General features: G+C 41.5%; 15 protein-coding genes. 10 read left to right on the top strand and 5 right to left on the bottom strand.

Annotation, left to right across the window (positions count from 1 at the left end; all coding sequences use genetic code 11):
• Positions 1-38: 38 nt before the first annotated feature.
• Positions 39-1,457 (top strand): COG3014 family protein, encoded by a 1,419-nt coding sequence (locus ACFEL9_RS16550; protein WP_385892329.1) that lies wholly within the window; start codon positions 39-41, stop codon positions 1,455-1,457.
• A gap of 44 nt (positions 1,458-1,501) precedes the next feature.
• Here ACFEL9_RS16550 and mutY read toward each other — a convergent pair whose 3' ends face one another.
• Positions 1,502-2,596 (bottom strand): A/G-specific adenine glycosylase, encoded by a 1,095-nt coding sequence (gene mutY / locus ACFEL9_RS16545; protein ID WP_385892328.1) that lies wholly within the window; start codon positions 2,594-2,596, stop codon positions 1,502-1,504.
• 144 nt (positions 2,597-2,740) lie between these two features.
• Here mutY and ACFEL9_RS16540 point away from each other — a divergent pair, with 144 nt between their 5' ends.
• The 3 genes from ACFEL9_RS16540 (at position 2,741) to ACFEL9_RS16530 (ending at position 5,962) form a co-directional block, all read left to right on the top strand.
• The gene (locus tag ACFEL9_RS16540) at positions 2,741-3,058 is read left to right on the top strand and encodes an HU family DNA-binding protein (protein ID WP_385892325.1); all 318 of its coding nucleotides are present in this window, start codon (positions 2,741-2,743) and stop codon (positions 3,056-3,058) included.
• A 93-nt stretch (positions 3,059-3,151) separates the two neighbouring features.
• Positions 3,152-4,015: a tetratricopeptide repeat protein gene (locus ACFEL9_RS16535; RefSeq protein ID WP_385892323.1), complete on the top strand. Its 864-nt coding sequence runs from the start codon at positions 3,152-3,154 to the stop codon at positions 4,013-4,015.
• A 393-nt stretch (positions 4,016-4,408) separates the two neighbouring features.
• Positions 4,409-5,962 (top strand): Rne/Rng family ribonuclease, encoded by a 1,554-nt coding sequence (locus ACFEL9_RS16530; protein WP_385892320.1) that lies wholly within the window; start codon positions 4,409-4,411, stop codon positions 5,960-5,962.
• A 73-nt stretch (positions 5,963-6,035) separates the two neighbouring features.
• Here ACFEL9_RS16530 and ACFEL9_RS16525 read toward each other — a convergent pair whose 3' ends face one another.
• The 4 genes from ACFEL9_RS16525 to ACFEL9_RS16510 all read right to left on the bottom strand — a co-directional run bounded on the left by ACFEL9_RS16525 (position 6,036) and on the right by ACFEL9_RS16510 (position 14,038).
• Positions 6,036-8,567 (bottom strand): M14 metallopeptidase family protein, encoded by a 2,532-nt coding sequence (locus ACFEL9_RS16525; protein WP_385892317.1) that lies wholly within the window; start codon positions 8,565-8,567, stop codon positions 6,036-6,038.
• Positions 8,568-8,683: 116 nt separating this feature from the next.
• On the bottom strand, positions 8,684-10,048 hold the full coding sequence (locus ACFEL9_RS16520; RefSeq protein ID WP_385892315.1) for a RagB/SusD family nutrient uptake outer membrane protein: 1,365 nt from the start codon (positions 10,046-10,048) through the stop codon (positions 8,684-8,686).
• 20 nt (positions 10,049-10,068) lie between these two features.
• Positions 10,069-13,197: a SusC/RagA family TonB-linked outer membrane protein gene (locus ACFEL9_RS16515; protein ID WP_385892313.1), complete on the bottom strand. Its 3,129-nt coding sequence runs from the start codon at positions 13,195-13,197 to the stop codon at positions 10,069-10,071.
• Between the two features lie 145 nt (positions 13,198-13,342).
• Positions 13,343-14,038: a zinc metallopeptidase gene (locus tag ACFEL9_RS16510; RefSeq protein ID WP_385892311.1), complete on the bottom strand. Its 696-nt coding sequence runs from the start codon at positions 14,036-14,038 to the stop codon at positions 13,343-13,345.
• A gap of 481 nt (positions 14,039-14,519) precedes the next feature.
• On the opposite strand from ACFEL9_RS16510, the gene radA reads away from it, so the two are divergent.
• The 6 genes from radA (at position 14,520) to ACFEL9_RS16480 (ending at position 21,652) form a co-directional block, all read left to right on the top strand.
• Positions 14,520-15,920, top strand: coding sequence for a DNA repair protein RadA (gene radA, locus ACFEL9_RS16505; RefSeq protein ID WP_385892308.1), 1,401 nt, complete (start codon positions 14,520-14,522; stop codon positions 15,918-15,920).
• A 43-nt stretch (positions 15,921-15,963) separates the two neighbouring features.
• A complete protein-coding gene (locus ACFEL9_RS16500; RefSeq protein WP_385892305.1) occupies positions 15,964-16,665 on the top strand; it encodes a ComF family protein in 702 nt (233 codons plus the stop codon).
• Positions 16,666-16,731: 66 nt separating this feature from the next.
• The gene (locus ACFEL9_RS16495; protein WP_385892302.1) at positions 16,732-18,126 is read left to right on the top strand and encodes a choice-of-anchor Q domain-containing protein; all 1,395 of its coding nucleotides are present in this window, start codon (positions 16,732-16,734) and stop codon (positions 18,124-18,126) included.
• A gap of 91 nt (positions 18,127-18,217) precedes the next feature.
• Entirely contained in the window at positions 18,218-18,736 is a 519-nt protein-coding gene (locus tag ACFEL9_RS16490; RefSeq protein WP_385892299.1) for a glutathione peroxidase, read from the top strand.
• An 80-nt stretch (positions 18,737-18,816) separates the two neighbouring features.
• The gene (locus tag ACFEL9_RS16485) at positions 18,817-20,043 is read left to right on the top strand and encodes a DNA polymerase III subunit (RefSeq protein ID WP_385892296.1); all 1,227 of its coding nucleotides are present in this window, start codon (positions 18,817-18,819) and stop codon (positions 20,041-20,043) included.
• Between the two features lie 250 nt (positions 20,044-20,293).
• On the top strand, positions 20,294-21,652 hold the full coding sequence (locus ACFEL9_RS16480) for a PSP1 domain-containing protein (protein ID WP_385892293.1): 1,359 nt from the start codon (positions 20,294-20,296) through the stop codon (positions 21,650-21,652).
• The last annotated feature ends 79 nt before the right edge of the window (positions 21,653-21,731 follow it).

The raw sequence follows: 21,731 nt of genomic DNA, 5'->3' as shown, positions 1-21,731 counted from the left end.
TTGACATGTCACTTCCCCGGTTACATATTTATCAGCTAATGCTGTTTATTGCACTGGTATTGATGCTTTCTTCCTGTGCCAGTTATAATAAGCAGGTCGGTATTTACTATACTAATCTCCGGGAGGGCAATTATGAAAAGGCGGCTGTTTCGCTTGACAATAACAAGCTTTTAAAAAAAGATAGAAACAAATTGCTTTACCTGCTGGAAAGGGGTAAGGTATGTCACCTGTTGCAACAATGGGACAGCAGTAATAACTATTTTAATGAAGCTGACCTGATCATGGAAGTTGCGGGGACATCGGCAAAGGATATTGCCCTTGGCACTTTGCTAAATCCTATGATGCAAAGCTATAAGGGTGAGGATTTTGAAAAATATCTCGTGCACTATTATAAGGCATTAAATTATTTACAGCTTGGAAATACAGAGGACGCATTGGTAGAGGCCAGGCGTATTACTCTTCGTACCAATACGCAGGAAGACAAAACAGGTAAAAACAAATATTCCGAAGATGCTTTTTCACTCATGCTGCAGGGTATGATCTATGAAAAAGCAAACGACTGGAACAATGCTTTTATCGCCTATCGGAATGCCGCTGATGTGTTTCTTGAAAAAGACGGCAGTTACTACGGAACGAAAATGCCCGATCAATTAAAAAAAGACTTGCTTCGTTCTGCCTGGCAAAGTGGTTTCACAGATGAATTGAACAGGTATGAAAAACTGTTGAACACGAGCTTTTCCAATGAAACAAATTCCGGCGGCGGAGAAGTGATTTTATTTTGGGAAAATGGATTGGCGCCTGTCAAACAGCAGGAAGATATTTATTTCTCACTTTTCAAAGACGCTGGCGGTAGTTTTATGTTTAAGGATGCCGGTGGACTTTACAGTATTCCGTTTGATCACAGGAGCGGTTACAATACAAATGATATAAAGCTGGAAAATCTTCGCAGTTTTCGGGTGGCACTGCCCAGGTATGAGGCCCAACCGCTTTTTTATTCAGGAGCCAATCTTCAATTGAATAACCAACACTATTCGCTTGAGCCCGCAGAAAATATCAATACCCTGGCTTTTGCAACACTAAAGGAAAGAATGCTCAAAGAATTGTCTTCAACCTTAACAAGACTGGCAGTAAAAAAATTCGCCGAAGCAGCATTACGACCTAAGGAAGAAAAGGAAGACAAAAACAAAACTGAGGAGCAAAAAAAGAAAGAGCAAAAAGAAAAAGCTGCCCGTGAAGCGCTGGCCTTGGGGATGCAGATCTTCAACTTTGCGACGGAAAAAGCTGATACCCGCAACTGGCAAAGTCTGCCGCATACTATTTATTATACAAGAGTGCCGCTTCAAAAAGGAACAAATAATATTACACTTCAATTAACCGGACCATCTTCATCAGCTGTTCAGCTTTTGGTAGAGGGAAATGGAGGGCTGCAGTTTCAGAATGTGTGTACACTGAGATAAAAATGACTACTCCCGGCGATCGAATAATCATATCCAAACTTTACTTAAAACAAGTTCTGCATTTCCCGATTTTCAAAATACTGATTAATAAATTTTGGGAAGGCAAATTTTTTCAACTCATTTTTTGTCACCCAGATCACCTCATTACTTATCGTTGTTTTTTTCTTTACCCGGATAGTAATAAACTGCCCCGCTATCAATTGGTGGGAAAGCTGTTGTTTGAAAAGTGGTGAGACAGCAACCACTTCGTACCTGCCTTTTTGTAGCCAGCCGTTTTTTTCCGCCTGCTCCAGTATTTTTTTTGTATCAGCTTCTTTGATCGTCTCTTTCATCGGGTATTCATACAGATGTTGCCAGATGTCTTTTTGCATCCTTTGCTGAATAGCCACTTTTCCGTCCTGCTCCAATACCAGGTAATAAAACCATCTCTTTTTTATGGTAATCCTTTTCCCCTTTACCGGCAGTTCGTTAATCTTACTATGAGTAAAAGCGAAACAGGTTTTATTAAAAACACAATCTTCACAAAGCGGCGCTGCCGGTTTGCAAATAATGGCGCCAAAATCCATGATGGCCTGGTTATATATACCTGGTTGGTCCTTATCAAGCTTTTCATTAGCCAAACGGGTAAAATATTTCTTTCCTTCCGTAGAATCGATGGGAGTTTGGATGCCATAAATCCGGGATAATACCCTGAAAACGTTGCCGTCCACTACCGCATGCGGCAGGTTAAAGGCAAACGATGAAATAGCGGCAGCTGTGTATGGGCCAATTCCTTTCAATGCCTTTATTTCTTCATAGGCAACCGGAAATTCTCCGTTCAATTCTTTGGAAATATAACGGGCCGTGGCGATCAGGTTTCTGCAGCGGGTATAATATCCCAGGCCTTCCCAAAGCTTAAACACTTTAGCATCAGGGGCTTTAGCCAGTTGATGAACATTCGGAAATGCTTTAATGAAGCGGTGATAATAATTCAATCCCTGCTCCACCCTTGTCTGTTGCAGAATGATCTCACTGAGCCAAATTTTATAGGGATCCTTCTCTCCTTTCCACGGCATTTCCCGTTTGTTTGCAAGCTTATTCCAGTTCAAAAGAAGCCGGGAAAATTCAGCTGTGCCGGCCTTTTTATCGAGTTTTTTCACCGTTCTAATAAGATATAAATTTTAATTATTTGCCATTTTTGGAAATATGGCTTTGAATTTGTTGTAAAAAAATAAGGCTATCCCTTTGACTATCATCATTTTTTGTCTTAAATTGGCATTACAAACTACTTAAACCTCATAAAAATGAGAAAAGCCGACCTCGTAAACCAAATATCAGAAAAGACTGGAATCCCTAAAGTAGATGTCTTAGTTACACTCGAAACCATGTTTAAAGAAGTAAAAGACACCTTGTCTGCCGGAGAAAATATTTATATCCGTGGCTTCGGTAGTTTTATCACCAAAAAAAGAGCTGCAAAGATCGGGCGCAACATTAAAAAGAATATTGCAGTTCATATACCTGAGCATTATATCCCGGCTTTTAAACCTGCCAAGGAATTTGTTGCCGAAGTAAAGAAATTAAAAGAACCCAAGCCAGACCAAGGGCCGGGTGAAGATATTTAATTCTTTATTTAAGAATATTTTACCTGCTTCAAATCAATTTTATTGGCATTGTTAATCATCCCAACGGTAACTTTGCTCTCCAAATTATAGCAAGTGAAGAAACCGCAGTGGATTACAATTGGCATCGCCATTTTATTAGTTATTGGCATTTTTTTATTTGGCAGAACTACCCCCAACAAAAAAAATACTGTTGAGGCAACACATACTGAGAATGACGGTCATGATCATGGTAATCAGGCCGCTATTTCTATTGACTCCATTCTTACTCTTGCCAAAAAACAACTTAATCCAGCGCAGGTCACCCGTCTCAGCATGCTGGAAAATTCCATTTCGAGAGGAGATGTAAAAGAGCAACAATTAAAAGTATATCACCAACTTTCTCATTTTTGGGGCGATTCTATGCGCCTGTTTGCTCCTTATGCGTGGTATGAGGCGGAAGCAGCGAGATTGGAAAATTCGGAAAAAACCCTCACCTTTGCTGCCCACTTGTTTTTAGATAATCTGCAACAGGAGCAAAATCCTGATCTTATAAAATGGGAAGCAGGGCAAGCTAAAGATTTGTTTGAGAGATCTTTGAAGATTAACCCGGATAATGATTCATCCAAAGTTGGCCTGGGAGCCTGCTATCTTTTTGGAAATATTTCCACTAACCCTATGGAGGGATTAGGCAAAATAATGGAGGTAGTTAATAAAGACAGCACAAATATCTATGCCCAGATGACTTTGGTGAAAGGTTCTATCCTTTCCGGGCAAATAGACAAAGCAATCAATCGTTTATCTACTGTACACCGCCTTCAACCGGATAATATTGAAGCTATATTGATGCTGGCTGAAGTATATGAAAGAAAGGGAGATAAGAAAATCGCTGCGGATTGGTACAAGAAGAGTTTACAATACATCAAGCGACCGGATGTGAGAACAGAGATAGAAAAACGAATTACTGAATTGGGTAAATAAGTTTATGGTTTAATAGTTTACAAGTTTGAAGTGTTGATGTGGGAATCCAGCTTTAGGCCTAAACTTTAAATGTATTATATAACAAGTTTTAAAAAATTATTTGAGTATGCCTTGTGGTAAGAAAAGAAAGCGTCATAAAATTGCGACGCACAAGCGTAAAAAAAGACTGAGAAAAAACCGTCATAAGAAGAGGAAATAATTCTTTCTTTTCTTAGTACAGAACTGTGCTGTCCGCCGCGGCGGACAGTCCAGTTTCAGTTGACTGGTTGTTTTGCCGCCCGTATTAGTTTGCATCCCCGCCAATTTGCTGCAACTTTATCCCACCGCAATCAATGTACGGATTACTGGCAACCGGGTTTACAGCACTAAGGACATTCATTTATGTAAGCTGTAATGAACAAAGAACTCATTATTAATGCTGCTCCTCAAGGCGTTGAAATTGCTTTGTTGGAGGATCGGAAGTTGGTGGAATTGCATAGCGAAAAAAGCGATGCCCGTTTTGCCGTGGGAGACCTTTATCTTGGAAAGGTAAAAAAGCTCATCCCTGGCCTAAATGCCGCATTTGTAGAAGTAGGCTTTGAAAAAGATGCGTTCCTTCACTATACTGATCTCAGTCCCTACGCCAAATCATTGCTGAAGTTCACGGCGCAGACCATGAACGATAAAAGTGAAAATGGTCTTGATTTTGGCAAATTTGAAATAGAACCGGAGATCATCAAAACAGGAAAGATCAACGAAGTGTTGGGCGGAAAGCCGAATATCCTTGTTCAGATCCTGAAAGAACCGATAGCCGCCAAGGGACCAAGGTTGAGTTGTGAAATATCTCTGCCAGGACGTTTTGTAGTGATTACCCCCTTCAACAATATTGTTGCCGTTTCCCGTAAGATACACTCTTCGGAAGAAAGAAAAAGACTGCAGAAAATAGTTGAGGCCATCAAGCCTAAAAATTTTGGTGTGATCGTTCGCACTGCCGCTGAAGGAAAAAATACGGCTGAATTGCATGAAGACCTTTCTGAACTGGTAGAAATGTGGAAGACCATTCAGCGAAATCTGAAAGGATCTGCTGCACCAGCGAAGATTTTAAGCGAGCAAACAAAAACAAATAGCATTCTCAGGGATCTCCTAAACGCTGATTTCAATCGCATAGTGGTAAACGACCGCACTATCTTTACTGATACAAAAAATTATATTCAGCGTATAGCTCCTGAAAAAGCCGATATCGTTTCTTACTATCAAAATGGCTCTCCCATATTTGATTCATTTGGTATAACCAAGCAGGTGAAATCATCATTTGGGAAAACAGTTAACCTGAACAGCGGTGCTTACCTTATTATCGAGCATACGGAAGCATTGCACGTTATCGATGTGAACAGCGGGTACAAAAGCGTAAGCAATAACCAGGAACAAAATGCCCTGGAAACAAACCTTGAGGCTGCCGAAGAAATTGCCCGCCAATTACGTCTTCGTGACCTGGGCGGCATCATCGTGGCAGACTTTATTGATATGAAGCTGCCGGAAAATAAACGGAAGCTGGTGGAGAAAATGGAAGAGTTCATGGAGCCTGACAGGGCGAAACATGCTGTGCTTCCAATATCAAAATTTGGCATCATGCAGATTACCCGCCAGCGCATGAAGCCTGAAGTAAACATCAATACACAGGAAGTTTGCCCAAGCTGCAACGGTACCGGTAAAATATCTTCTACCTTGTTGCTCGAAGATGAGATTGAAAAAAATCTTAATTATCTCATTACCCATCAGCATAAGAATCTGAAACTGGTGGTGAACCCCATCATGTACGCTTATCTCACCAAAGGATGGCCCTGGAAAACGAAGATGGCAGCATGGAAAAAGAAGTTTGGACAAAAAACAAGAGTAGAAGCGGATACCAACTATCATCTTACTGAATACAAATTTTTTGACCGGCATGATGAAGAGATAAAGCTCTGATTCATTGGCTTGAAAATAGTAAAGGCCGGTTTTATTTGATGAAACCGGCCTTTTTAATTGTAGAATTATTCTATTACTGTCCCACAAAAAAAATCGCATTGCAAAACATCAGTTTTCCGTTTTCCCAAAAATTTCGAAAGAGCACATTGTCGGCCAGATAAGAAACTGATCCTTTTCCCATATCCTGTACGGCGAAAAGCAGCCCGTCTTTCAATTTATCCTTTAACTTATATCCTACAAACCCGGCGACCTGGTTTGTTTTTTTAATTACACCTGTATTCCATCCTCCTTCTTTAATAAAATCATACACGTTTGTATCCATTTTCAACGTATGATAATAATTAGGGTAGCCATACATCAGCGGGTGTGTGTTATCAATCTCTACCTTGTAAATTGAGCCCGGTGTTGATGCCGGAAGTCCGTCTCTTTCCCGGTTTTCAAAAGTAGTGAGCAACTTATAGGGATCTTTTTTGGCAGCCGTATCTTTATCGTCGTCTTTTTTTAGATGCATCACACTCCAATCCTGTTTTGATAGTTGTAACACGGCATTTTCCAATGCTACCACCCGGCCGCCGTTCCGTATCCATTGTGCAAATTGTTCTGCCAATGGCTTCTCATTCAGGAAGCGATAGTTGCCGTCAGGCATTATTAATACATCAATCTTATTCCAATCAGCCCGGTTAAAATCATTAGCATTGATTAACGTGATGGGGTAATCCAGTTGCTGCTCAAAGAAAAACCAAACTTCTCCTGCCGCATTTGATCCTACACCTTCTCCAGTCAACATCGCTACTTTTGGTGCTTTAACAGGATGCACTTTTGAGCTGCCAAAATCAAACCCCTTGTCTACCATCCCGGAAGTTACGGGACTCATTTTAATGCCGCTCTCGCTACACACTTTACTCACCATCGTCCATAACCCCGCACCCCATTTATCATTACCATGTTTCAAAATAATGATTGAGCCGCGGCCAAACTGGTGACCCTTGATTTCAAATGGCATTTCAGCAAACCGAACCTTTACTCCCTGCTTTAATAACTGTGCAGTGGCTTTCGCCGAAGACATTCCCTGCCATTTTATGACATATCCATAAGCATCTGCATTGCTATTTTGTAACTCTTCTTTTTTATAAGGTCCGGTGACATTGATTTTCTCCTTGCTGGCAAAAGTCGTCAGGCCATATACATAAGGCAATGACCAGGCAGTAATATCGTACGTGACAGAGTCAACTAATTTTGATTGTGGCTCAAATAATACCTTTACCATCGTGGCTTTCGGTTGCAGGGCACTGATCACCATATCACCGGAGGAAATGCTAAACGCTTCATCTTTGGCAGTATGATAATTATATCCTCTTCCATTTCCGCTTCCTGTGCCATATTGAATATCATTTTTATCCAGCAACTCCCGCAATACCTTAATCCTTTCACCATCACCAGGATTGTTTTTAACTACATAAGTTTTATAATCTCCTACCAATCCGGCTACTCCATTACTAAAAAATTTTCTGAACTCCTTTATCAATGCCGAAGTATTTTGAGAAGTGATTTCAATTGTGCTGAGCGATGTGGTATAATGGTGTATCGCTCTGTCGTATAATGTCAGGGTATCTCCCTCATCGGTATCGACGCCTAAGCCGCCAGCACCACCACCGCCTTGTTCATATGTCATTCCAATTGCTCCATTATAAACAGGATAGGTATCGCCGTAAGAAGGATAGAACAGATCAAATATTTCTTTGGTAAAATAAAGCCAGCCATTCTGATCAAAATATTTTGCGTGATTTCTGCCAATAGTAGCCTGGAAGTCCCGTTGCCATTGCGTAATAGCCTCGTGGTACGGTTGTGCCGCAGGAGCAAAATAATATGGTTGATTGATTCCCTGTTCATGATAGTCGACATGAACCTGGGGTAACCATTGATTGTATACCGCCATCCGTTGTTTACTTTCCACTTGTGTTTGCCAGGCCCAATCCCGGTTCAGATCAAAATTGTAATGATTCGTCCTGCCACCCGGCCACGGCTCCCGGTGTTCACGGGCATCGAGTCTTGCATTGTAGTTTGTACCTACCACTGAATTAAACCAATTAACATAGCGATCCCTTCCGTCGGGGTTTACACAGGGATCTATAATGACAAGCGTATTCCTGAGCCAGTTTTTTGTTTGAGCATTTTTAGGATCAACTAATGAAAATAACGTCAACATTGAAGCTTCTGACGATGAGGTTTCATTGCCATGTACATTATAGCTAAGCCATACTATGGCAGGCATGTTTTCATTTGGAGCTGCCTTATCCTTTGCAAGTCCTGCGAGGCGGAGATTGTTGATCCGGATATTTTCGAGATTAGAAATATTTTCTTCGGTTGAAATAAATGCCAGGAATAAGGGTCTGTGTTCATTGGTTTCTCCATACTGCTGCATCTTTACTGAAGAAGGCATTGATTGAGCAACGTGTTGAAAATAGCTTACTACTTTCCAGTGTGGGGTATATCTTGAGCCAATTTTATAACCGAGGAATTCTTCGGGAGATTTTAGTTGTGCAAATTGTGCAAAAGAACTTATCGCTAGCAGAAGAAGGGGGAACAAGATCATTTTTCTACTCATGAAAAAAAGATTTTAGCGAAGTAATGAAAAAAAGAAAGGTGAAAAGCCTGAATTTGAATCATTCAATTGCTTTTCACCTCGCCGTATCTAAAAAACAGTACAATAAATTACATTAATCAATAGCCCTCGTTTTGAGTAAGATTAGAATTTACTTTCCGCTCTCTGTCAGGAATTGGGAACACCAATTTTGGTGAGTTCCAGGCAAGTGGGCCAACACTTCCCTGTGTACGCTTTATATCACCCAAAGTAAATCCCTCAAAAGCTAATTCCAATTTTCTTTCCTTAAGGATAAGCGCTAACGTCAGATCGCCAGCAGCATACGAACTTAAATTTACTCTATCCCTTATTGTATTGATATCATTGACAGGAGCGTCCCCCACTGCAGTACCCAATCTAAAATTAGCTTCAGCCCTGGTTAAATACATCTCCGCCAGCCTGATTATATGAACTGCCGAATATACCATGTCAAATTTACCCGTTCTGATAGAACCATCGTCGTAGTAAATTGACAGGCGATCATCATTGGGTTCAAACTCATTTATGAAAGAAGTCGATATATCAATATCTCCGCGGCCGAGGGGTGAAAAATAGGTGTTGAAGCTGTTCGTTCCCTGCGAGTTTGTAACCTGCATTGCAAATATGTCCTCTTCGGTATTTCCGATTACTTCGTTTGTATTATTGGAATTAAATGGAAAAGCATCAACATAAGTCGGAGCAAGATTGAATTGGTTTGATTCAATGACCCTGCTGGCAGCGGCGGCCGCATTTGCATAATCTCCTTTTTGTAAGTACACCCTTGACAGCATAGCCGCAGCCGCATATTTGGATGCGAAAAACCCATTAGAAGCAGGTAATAGAGCTTCGGCTTCTGTAAGATCTTTAATAACCTGTGCATACACTTCAGCTACTTTTGCTCTTGGCTTTTTGTCTTCTTCACCCAGAGGTGCCCTTGTTGGTTCCAATACAAGCGGAACACCATCGTTATTGGCAGGATTGCCATCATTCCATGCTTTGGCGTATAATCTCACCAGGTCAAAATATAATGAGCCCCTGATAAACTTTGCTTCACCTTCTACACGATCCTTTTTATTGGGCAGCACTATATCTACTGCGCCTAATACATTGTTTATATCGTTTATGGTTTGGTAAGCATCTGTCCAGGTATCAGTAACATCAGAATTATCGACCGGAATTTGCTTATTATAAATCTGGGTCATTGTTTGAAATGTACCGGACCAGTTTATTGTGGCCGATGAGTTCCCTAACAGTTCACTTCTAACAAACAAAGAACCGCCATATACATCTGCATCTCCCAAATCGGAATAAGCTCCCACCAGGGCCGCTTCTACATCCGAACTGGTCAGCAAAGCTTCATTTTCATCGATACTCTGGGTTGGATCAATATCCAATTTCTTTTCGCAAGATGTTGTCATTACAGCCACAAAACTTGCTATGATTGTAACATGGAAAATATTTTTCATAATCAGATTATTAATTTTAATTAAAGGCCAATGTTGATTCCGAAAACAAGTGCTTTAACCTGGGGAGCTGAATAAAAATCCACCCCCTGGTTAATATTGCTTGCCTGGTAGTCAGCATTCACTTCAGGATCCCATCCTTTATAATTTGTGATAGTGAAGAGGTTTTGCCCTCTGACATACACACGGACTCTGTCAAGCTTGATTTTATTCAAAATAGATTTAGGTAGATTATAGCCTAGAGAAACAGCTTTCACCCGCAGGTAAGAACCGTCCGAAATATAACGGCTTGAGTTATTGGTTCCGTTAGCTAAAAATTGTCTTGCTTCGGGAACCATTGTAATATCTCCTGGTTTTTTCCACGCATTTAATTGATCCCTTGTTTGATTATCAAAACCATTACTACCACTGGCCGACATATATTGACCACCTCCATTAAAAATTTCATTTCCTTGTACCCCCTGCAGCAATATCTCAGCATCGAGCCCCTTAAAAGCAAAAGTGTTTCTCATGCCATAGATAAAATCTGGATTGGGATTCCCAATTACGACATCAGCCGCCTGGTTATAGTCATTGGTAGTACTTCTGTCCAAAGAACCGTCAGCCTTAGGCGTATTCAAAATGTATAAGGCGTCTCCATTATTGGGATCTGCACCTGCAAACTCTCTTGCTACAAATACCCCCAACGCCTCACCTTCGCGAGCCCTGTTAACCTCACCTAAGCCTAACTCCTGACCGTTCAGCTCCTCAATTTTATTTTTATTTAACCCAAAGTTTAGACTTGTGGACCACCTGAAATCCTTGGTAACAACATTATCTGAATTGATAGTAAACTCAATTCCTTTGTTTTTCAACTTGCCGACATTGTTGATTTGTGTAAGAAAACCTGTTGTGCCCGGTACCTCTACATTTAACAACAAGTCTTTGGTCTTCCTGGAATATACATCCACCTCGGCGGAAATTCTATTATTTAAAATTCCAATTTCAAAGCCGACATCCACACTAGAAGTTGTTTCCCATTTTAAATCAGGGTTGGCCAACTGTGAAGGATGTTGACCTGGTGTGCCAGCATATGCTGCATCCCCTGAAAATAATCCTAAGGAGCTGAAGTTTCCGATTTCAGCATTACCAGTCAATCCATAACTTCCTTTCAACTTAAGAAAACTGATAAGATTAGACTCTTTCAGGAAATTTTCTTCAGACAATATCCATCCGGCAGAAATGGCTGGGAAAAATCCCCACCGACTGTTTTTTCCAAATCTCGAAGAAGCATCAAATCTTCCACTTACATTCAGCAGATATTTGTCCATTAGCTTATAATTAGCCCTGGCGAAGTAGGATAAAAACGAAAACTCAGTTTCCGAGGACGAAGCATCTGATTTTGTAGCGGCACTTGCTAATTTTTTATATGCTTCGGAAGGAAAGGCCTCTGCAGTTCCGGTAGTGTTTATCAAATTTTGATTTTGATAACTCATACCCACCGTCGCTTCGATGTCGTGATTTTCGTTGATTAATTTATTATACCTGAAAAAGTTGTTTGTAGTGAGGTTTAACAACATATCGTTTGAAGTAAAACCACCACCTCTTGGATAACCATTATTTCTTTCAGTAACTGGTGAATAGTAAGCTTCTTCCAACTGGCTAAGTTGATCTACTCCAAACTCCGTTCTAAAAATTAGGCCACTAAGTATTTGTGCCTGGCAATAAATGTTGCCCAAACTTCTGCTAACCGTAGTAAGATAAGAAGCTCCGTCCACACTCAGTAAGGGATTATAGTATACAGGATAATTTGTGTTTGGACCGCCCGGATTGCTCGCTCTGTTGGGATCAGAAGCTCCACTTAATTTTCCGGTACGTGGATCGATAATTGGCGTAATTGGAGATAGTGCAACAATCTGTAAAGGAGTTGCAAAGCCGTTATCATTCGTTATCCTGTTATTTAAAGTGCGGATGAGAGCCAGATTGACGCCAAGACTTAACCAATTGTTGATCTTGTGGTCAAGATTTAACCTTCCGCTATATCTTTTCAGATCATTACGAACCATAATACCTTTTTGATCGAGGTATTGTCCGCCGACATAAAATGTTGTCTTATCATTTCCCCCACTTAAACTTAAATCGTATTGAGAGATAGGCGCTCTTTGAAAAGCCTCGTCCTGCCAATCTGTATTAACCTTGTAAGTTTTATAATCATCATTTCCTGCAGAATATCTTCTCATTCGACTTTCGGCGAACGCAACGTAATCATCGATTGCCTCCTGCTCGGAGCTATATCCCGAAAGCCCATTGGCAAAATCATACCTTCCTCCTCCTTCAGCTGCCTGGTATGTATATTTCACAAATTCTTCGGCATTCATAAACTCCATTTTATTGGTAGGTTTTTGAAGGCCTGTGAAAAAACCAAAGTCAATTTTTGATTTTCCTGCCTTACCTCTTTTAGTGGTAATTAACACAACTCCATTGGATGCCCTTGAACCATAAATAGCAGCTGAAGAGGCATCTTTTAAAATTTCAATTGACTCAATATCATTTGTATTAATATCGGCAAGGGGACTTGTAGTGGCGCCATTACTTGACAAATCGGCGGTAATGACGGGAATACCATCTATAACATATAAGGGCTCGTTGCCCGCAGTTACAGATGAAGCTCCACGTATTCTCACCTTAATGGCCTGACCAAGTTTACCATTTTGTTGTTCTACAAAAACGCCAGCAGCCCTACCCTGAACCGCACTTTCGAAGCTTGTTACGGGAGTATTGCCTAACTCCTTAGCTCCAACTTTTGCGACAGACCCGGTAATGTCCCGTTTTATTTTAGTTCCGTAACCAACAACAACTACCTCGTCCAAATTTTTTGTTTGGCCGGCTACCAACGCAACATCAATGGAGATTCCCGTAATTGCAACCTCTTTACTATCATAACCTAAGTAAGAAAAGGTCAATGCGGAGGCTTTTTCAGGCACTTTTAAAGAAAAGGTTCCATCGGCTCCTGTCATCGTTCCCGAACTGGCTCCTTTTACAATCACCGAAACTCCTGCAAGTGGCGTTCCATTAGCATCGGTTACCTTTCCTGAAATTGTCTTGGTTTGAGCCCATAAAAAATGGCAGCATAATAATAGTGCTGCCAGTAATAATTGCTTAGGTTTTCTCATTAGTATAAAGTTTTGATTAAAATGTGATTGCTATGACAAACTTAATGGATTTGATGCCGCATCAATGCTTTAAATACTAAAAATGCAGTATTAAACAAAAAAAGGATGACCATGGCATCCTCTAAAAAAATCATATATGAATTAATTATTCCCTATCCCTGCTTCCCAAATAAAGCATAATATATTGAACCAAGGTTACCACCGCTGCAAGGGCTGCTACCACATAAGTCATCGCCGCCCACTTTAAAGCATCTTTGGCTTTGGGATATTCATCCGCTGTTGTTGCATTGGTGTGGTTAAGCCAGGCCAAAGCTCGCCGGCTGGCATCAAATTCCACCGGCAATGTAATTAAGGAGAACAAAACTGTTACAGCCATCAGAATGATGCCTACCAACAGGACAGTGGTATTACCACCCGAGGCCGCCATAATTACACCTACCAATAAAATCCAGTTTACCAGGTTTGAGCTGATTTGGACTGCCGGAACCATTTTGCTCCTCATGGTAAGCCATTGATAAGCCGTAGCATGTTGCACAGCGTGGCCGCATTCATGAGCAGAAACGGCGGCAGCAGCCACACTTGTGCCGTTATAAACATCGGGACTGAGGTTAACAGTTTTATTAACAGGATTATAATGGTCTGACAAAAAGCCGTCTACAGAAATTACTTTTACATCATATATCCCGTTCTCTCTCAGCATTTTCTCCGCTATCTCCCTTCCTGTCAAGCCATTCCTTAGGGGTACTTTGCTATACCTGGAAAACTTGCCCTTAAGAATCATAGAAACCAACATACTTATCCCCAAAAAGAGGAAAGAAACAATCATAATGGATGGTGTCATTTCGATAAATTTTTAAGTTGTTTATAAACTATAACAAACTTGCAGCCATTTAGATTAACGCCTAATTTTCAGCCTTTTTGTCACTTGATTAAATGACTTTTCTGTAGATGGCCGAAAGATTCACCCAAGACGGATCATTTAATTAAATACAAGAAAATCAAACTATTATAAGGTGTTTTTCATCGCCGTCACCATTGACATTGAAATTTAATCTATCGCCGGAAGTTATTCACAGCACAAAAATTTTATTTTGAAATGTTGGCTAGAATTGTAACTTAGCTATAGAATTTAATGGGTTAGTAAGTAAGGGGGTCAATCAAAAGATTGGCCCCTTTTACATTTAAAAGGCTACGCAGTTTTTCCAGTCTCCCGATTTCCCCTTTTGGTCTTTACGAATAATTTTTTCTTGTTCAACATCCCATCTTTTCCCAATTCTTAACTAATCTTTTATTCAACTATTGCTATCAGTTATCTTTATCGCATGAGTAAAGTTAAAACAACTTTCTTCTGTCAAAATTGCGGTTATGAAAGTGTGAAGTGGATCGGACAATGCCCATCATGTGGTCAATGGAATACGTTTGTAGAAGAATTGATTCAAAAAGAAACAAAGAAAACAAACGATTGGAAAAATTATCACGAAGAAAAAAGAAGCAACCGGATCTTATCACTAAGTGAAGTTAAAAGCGGTGAAGAGAAGAGATTAGTTACAGCAGACATCGAGCTTAATCGTGTATTAGGCGGAGGCATCGTTCCCGGAAGTATTATTTTGGTGGCAGGAGAGCCGGGTATAGGCAAGTCAACGCTGTTTTTACAAAACGGGTTGTGGTTAAAAGACACCACAGTACTTTATATCAGCGGCGAAGAAAGTGAGCAACAGATAAAGATGAGAGCTGACCGGATGAAAATAATTCCTTCCGTCACTGGCGGATCAGTAAACCCAACAGAAAATTTTTACTTGTTGACTGAAACGTCTACGCAGCAAATTTTCCAGGAGATCAAAAAACTGAAGCCGGAGCTTGTTATTGTTGATTCAGTTCAAACCTTGCAAACACCCCTCATCGATTCATCACCTGGTTCAGTATCACAAATCAGGGAATGTGCGGCGGAGTTTCAGCGCTTTGCAAAGGAAACAAACACCCCTGTTATTCTCATAGGTCACATTACAAAAGATGGCAGCATTGCCGGACCTAAAATCCTCGAGCACATGGTCGATACGGTTTTACAGTTTGAAGGTGATCGTCATTATGCCTATCGCATTCTTCGCACGTTAAAGAATCGCTTCGGCAGCACATCTGAGTTAGGAATTTATGAAATGACGGCTGAAGGCATGAGAGGGGTTATCAATCCCAGTGAAATATTGATAACTCAAAAGGAAGATCAGCTGAGCGGTATTGCCATTGCGGCAACGATTGAAGGTATGCGGCCTCTGCTGATAGAGGTACAGGCCTTGGTAACACAATCCGTATATGGAACCCCGCAACGCACTGTGAGCGGTTTTGATCTCAGGCGCCTGCAACTTTTGTTAGCCGTGCTGGAAAAAAGAGGTGGCTTTCATTTTGGCTTAAAGGATGTTTTTTTGAATATTGCCGGGGGCCTTAAAGTAGAAGACCCCTCGATTGACCTGGCTGTTCTCTGCGCCCTGCTTTCGTCGTATGAAGATGTTCCGTTAAGTCAACACATTTGTTTTGCCGGCGAAGTCGGATTGAGCGGAGAAATAAGAGCCGTTAACCGAATTGATCAACGGATTGCAGAAGCGGAAAAACTGGGGTTTGAAAAGATCATTGTCTCAAAATATAACCAAAAGGGTTTATCCAAACAGAAGTTTAATATTGAAGTCGTGACGATGGGACGTGTGGAGGAGGTATACCAGTTTCTCTTCTAAATATAAATAGTAAACTTTAATAGGCGAGCAGGCAATTATTTCTATGATAAGTTTAAAGGAGATACGGGACTCGGTTGTTCACTTGCTATTTCCACATATTTGTAGTGGGTGCGGAAATGATATACTCGACCCGTCATCTGCTCTTTGCCTGCGCTGTATGGATGCCATGCCCGAAACAAATTTTGAATTGCATGCGAACAACCCTGTTGAGAAAAAACTGTGGGGACGAATAAAACTTGAAAGCGCCACTGCACAATATTATTTCACAGGTGAGTCATTGATGAAGCGGCTGATGCATCAATTTAAATACAAAGGGAATAAGGAACTGGGGCTGCAGTTGGGTAAAATGATGGGTGAAAGCATCAGCAGATCACGCAGATTTGATGTAGATGCATTAATACCCTTACCTCTTTTTGCCGCTAAAGAGAAAAAACGTGGCTACAACCAAGCTACGGTTCTTTGCGAAGGAATAGCCGAAAGTTTACAGGTGCCTGTACTAAAAGATAGTATTATCCGTTCTCAACATACCGACACCCAAACCCAAAAAAGAAGGATTGAGCGTTGGCAAAATATGGAAGGTAAATTCATACTTGTAAAACCAGAGACCATCCGGGATAAACATTTACTGCTGGTGGATGATGTGATCACCACCGGCGCCACATTGGAAGCTTGCGGTGCAGAGCTTTTGACAGCAGAAAATGTGCGGTTAAGTATAGCCACGTTATGCACGACTGCACATTCCTGAACAACTATAAAATTCAAAAGGTTCTGTTTATTTTTGATGCTGCTGAATCCTATTTAAAATTAACTGATGAGAATTGCCTTACTGATTACGCTGGTCTTTGTTCTTCTTTTACATTCCTGCAGGAAAGATTCATTGATTACTTCCCCTGATGCCAGCGTGGCAATTACCGTCGACACACTTCATTATGACACCGTTTTTACATCGGTGGGTTCTGTTACGCAGTCATTCAAGATCATTAATGATAACGACCAAAAACTACGGCTTACTTCTGTAAAACTAATGGGTGGTGCCGCCTCTAACTATAAAATGAACGTGGACGGACTCTCCACAACTGAAGCTTCCAATATAGAAATTGAAGCCAATGACAGCATCTATGTTTTTGTGCAGGTGAATGTAGATCCCAATGCCGGCAATCTCCCCTTCATCATTCGTGATAGTATACAGGTAAGCTACAATGGCAAAAATAAATGGGTGCAGTTGGAAGCCTGGGGGCAAAATGCACACTTTCTTCGAAACAAAGAGGTTATTTCCAACGAAACCTGGATCAATGACCTGCCTTACGTGATACAAGGTTATTTGTATGTGGACGCAGGACAAACTTTAACAATGGAAAAAGGCTGCCGCATTTATATACATGCCGATGCCCCCATTATTATTGACGGCAGTTTGAAAATAAATGGTGGAAAAGACACCATTGACCGTGTATATTTCCAGGGCGACAGGTTAGATGAACCCTACAAAGATTTTCCTGCCGCATGGCCAGGCATTTTTTTCAGAACGAGCAGTAAAGACAATTTGCTGAATTATGCCGTTATAAAAAACGCTTACCAGGCGATTGCCTTGCAGGACCTGGCCCCTAATGCTAATCCAAAACTCACGTTAAATGAATGTGTGATCGATAATGCCTATGATGCGGGTATCATTGCTCTAAACTCCAGCATTAGTGCTACCAACTGCCTGGTGAGTAATTGCGGAAAGAATATTGCGATAGGAAAAGGTGGAAACTATGAATTCAATCATTGCACCGTGGTCAGTTATCCCAACCTTTTTATTCAACATAAAGAGCCGGTACTGAGTGTCAGCAATACAGATGGTACTGCTACAGCTCCGCTAAATGCACTGTTTAGAAATTGTATCTTTTGGGGCGAAGATGGCTCAGAAGATAATACACTGGTGGAGAATGAAGTGGTGGTGACAAAAGCTGCCAGTGACATAGTAAACTTTGACTATAACCTTTGGCGTGCCAAGACCCCTCCCCAAAATATTACCAGCCAAAATATTATCAGTAATACTCCACCGTTGTTTGATAGTGTTGATATTTCAAAAAATTATTACGACTTCAGGCTAAAGCCAGGCTCACCAGCTGTGGATGCAGGAAAACTTACTTCGGTCAATATTGACCTGGACGGAAACCCGAGGCCAGCAGGTCAACCCGACCTTGGCTGTTTTGAGAAGCAATAGTCTGAACCGGGATTTATAGGATTTTTTAGATTTTTAAGATTAAGGCTTACTTACCTTTACATCCTATTTTTAATTGTTTCAACTCAAAAACATGAAAACGTTATTATTGACATTATTGCTTTCTGCAACACTAACAGGAACGTCTATATATGATTTTAAAGTAGCAGGACTCGATGGCAACGAAATTGACTTCGCTAAATTCAAAGGGAAAAAGATCATGATTGTAAATACCGCTTCAAAGTGTGGTTTGACTCCACAGTATGAAGGTTTGCAGCAGTTATACAACAAATACAAAGACAAATTAGTCATCATTGGTTTTCCTGCCAATAACTTTAATGGACAGGAACCGGGTAGCAAAGAAGAGATAGCTGAATTCTGCAAAAAGAATTATGGTGTTACTTTCCCTATGGCTGATAAAGTATCAGTGAAAGGGGATGATATAGCTCCCATCTATAAGTTTTTGGAAGAAGAAGCTGCAAAAAAAGGTCTGGCTGACCCGGTGAAGTGGAATTTTGGAAAATTCCTGGTGGATGAAAAAGGAAATCTTATCGCCACATTTGCGCCAAAGACCTTGCCGATGAGCGACGAAATTTTGAAGTATTTAAACTGATTAATACATTCTTGAATAAAAAGCGGACGGGAGATACCTGCCCGCTTTTTTATTTATAATTAAAATTTATTTTCGCTACCATGCCATTCAGCAATATCATAGGTCAACAGGAAGTGAAAAATAACTTAGTAGAGCTGGTTCAGCAAAACCGTCTCAGTCATGCTTTATTGTTTATAAGCAAGGAAGGAAGTGGCGGACTGCCGTTGGCTTTATCCTTTGCTGAATATATTGTTTGTGAAAAAGTCAATGGAAGAGAAGCTGCAACTGAACCGGTGGCATCACTTTGTGGTGAAGAATCAGCACCGGCAACAGCTAACCGGCAACCAGCGACCGACTCCTGTGGCACCTGTCCTGCCTGTGTAAAAGCGCAGCAGTTGATTCACCCCGACATTCATTTTTCTTACCCGGTTGTTACAAAAAAAGCGGGCAGCCCCCCGATCAGCACTGATTATATCACCGAGTGGCGGGAGTTTATAAAAAACTATCCTTATGGTAATGTGTATGACTGGCTGCAGTTTATTGGTGCGGAAAATAAACAGGGAAATATCACCGCACAGGAGTGTAACGATATTATCCGCAAGCTAAACCTGAAAAGTTTTGAAAGCGAGTACAAAATATTAGTGATGTGGTTGCCGGAGTACCTGGGCAATGAAGGCAATAAACTGCTAAAACTGATCGAAGAACCGCCGGCCAATACTTTATTTATACTCGTTGCGGAAAATGAGTCGCTTATTCTGCCAACTATTGTCAGCCGCTGCCAGGTGATTCGCATCCCGGCGCTTGAGACCACTGATATTGAAAAGGCGTTGATTGAGAGAAATAAAACCGAAGCTGCAACAGCCCGGCAGGTAGCCAGTGTAAGTGAAGGCAACTACCGCGAAGCACTTCAACTGGTGGAGCACTCGGATGAAGATTGGCAAAGCCTTTTGCGGGAATGGCTAAATGCCATCATGAAAACAGGACCGATTGCACAAACCAAATGGGTAGAAGAAGTGAGTAAGCTTGGTCGGGAAAAACAAAAACAATTTCTTCGTTATTTCAATCATTTACTGGAGCAGGCTATCCGGCTCAGGGTTATGACATCTGATAGCGGTCAGACGGGAACCGTCAGACCGGGTTCGGAGCAGGACTTTGCCCAACGGCTGAACAAAATCGCCGGCATAGAACAACAACAGGCGATCATTGAAGAACTGGATAAGGCCAGTTATTATATAGAAAGGAATGCTAATGGGAAGATGCTGTTTCATGCCCTCACCATTAAAGTATATCATATCATTCAGGACAAAATTGTATTTTTGACGGATTGAGGAAAAAGTGATGCCGGCTCGGATAGTGAGACATAACCCGGTTGCAGATTTTGTATTATTAATTATTTAGTTGTGTTATTCGTTTCTACATATAGTTTTTATGACGCTTCTTGCTTGCTATCTTCCCCCGACATGTCGAATAGCGAACAGAACGTTGAAGAGTGCGACGCAACAATAGCTTAATAGACATACTGCAGCGGGGCAAACAAATTCCCTTCTTCCTCGTTTAAATTACAAAGTAATAACTACAATGGGTTGTACAAGTTGCGGTACCGCTACAGGCGGTAAACCAAGCGGATGTAAAAGCAACGGCGGATGCAGTACCGGCGGGTGCAACCGTATGAATACATACGACTGGCTTCATAACCTGCCCATAGCAGATATGGACAGTGCCTGTAAAGTGATTGAAGTAAGCTTTAATAAAGGAACCCGGAAAGATTTTTTCAGAAACCCTTCTCTCCAGCAATATGAAAAAGGCGATATGATTGCCGTGGAAGGGGTGAGTGGTTTTGATGTGGGTGAGGTTTCACTAACCGGCGAGATCGTCAGGCTGCAAATGAAAAAACGTGGCGCCAGGGAAGATAATCCTGAAATGAAAAAAGTGCTGCGCCCCGCCAGCGACCGTGACCTTGACCTGATGTCACAAAATAAAGCCCGCGAACCGGAGGCGGTGATTCGCAGCCGTGCTATTGCGAAACAGTTGAAACTGGAGATGAAGATCAGCCAGGTAGAAATGCAGGCAGATGGCAGAAAAGCAACTTTCTTTTATATCGCCGATGGTCGTGTCGATTTTCGGGAACTGATCAAAGTATATGCATCGGAGTTTAAAGTAAAAGTGGAAATGCGCCAGATAGGTGCAAGGCAGGAAGCGGGTAAAGTGGGTGGCATTGGTAGTTGTGGCCGTGAACTTTGTTGCAGTACCTGGCTCACTGATTTTAAATCGGTGAATACGGCAGCGGCACGTTACCAGAATCTTTCGATCAACCAGGCAAAGCTAAGTGGGCAATGTGGACGTTTGAAATGTTGTTTGAATTATGAGCTCGATACTTACCTGGATGCCTTGCAACATTTCCCTGACAACTGTGATACACTCAGAATAGCGAGGGGTACGGCATTTTTGGCGAAGAAAGATATTTTCAAAAACCTGATGTGGTACACGTTGCCGGATAGCAATAAACAATACCCGCTAAGTATTGAACGGGTGGTAAAAATCAGGTCGCTGAACCACCAGGGCGTCTTCCCAGAAGAACTGGAACCGGTAGAAGTAGTTTCTTCCAAACCAAAAGAAGTGGAGCCTGAAATGGCTGACCTGGTTGGACAGATTAGCTTGCAGACATTGGAGAAAGCGGAAAAGAAACGTCGTCATCAACAGAAGCAAAAAGGGCCGGGGGGAAAACAGCAACAGCAACCTTCGGCAGGCTCAGGGGGTGACAGAAGACAACAACCTTCGGCCAACGCAGGTGGCAACAGGGCTCAACAACCACAGGGCAACAGGCCGCAAAGACCACAGGGAGGCCAGGGTCAGCAAGGTGGAGCCAATCAAAACAGACCTCAACAACAAAGACCGCAAGGGCCGAGGCAACAGAGACCGCCGCACAAGGGAAATTGATTTTTGGGGCACAGATTACATAGACTAACACAGAAAAAAGATCCCGCTTTAACGAAGAGTATCGACAATTGTAAGCAAT

The sequence above is a fragment of the Terrimonas alba genome (genome assembly GCF_042434975.1).
GTDB lineage: Bacteria > Bacteroidota > Bacteroidia > Chitinophagales > Chitinophagaceae > Terrimonas_B > Terrimonas_B alba.
Note: the sequence above shows the minus strand (reverse complement) of the source record. Positions and strands in the feature narration are given on the sequence as shown.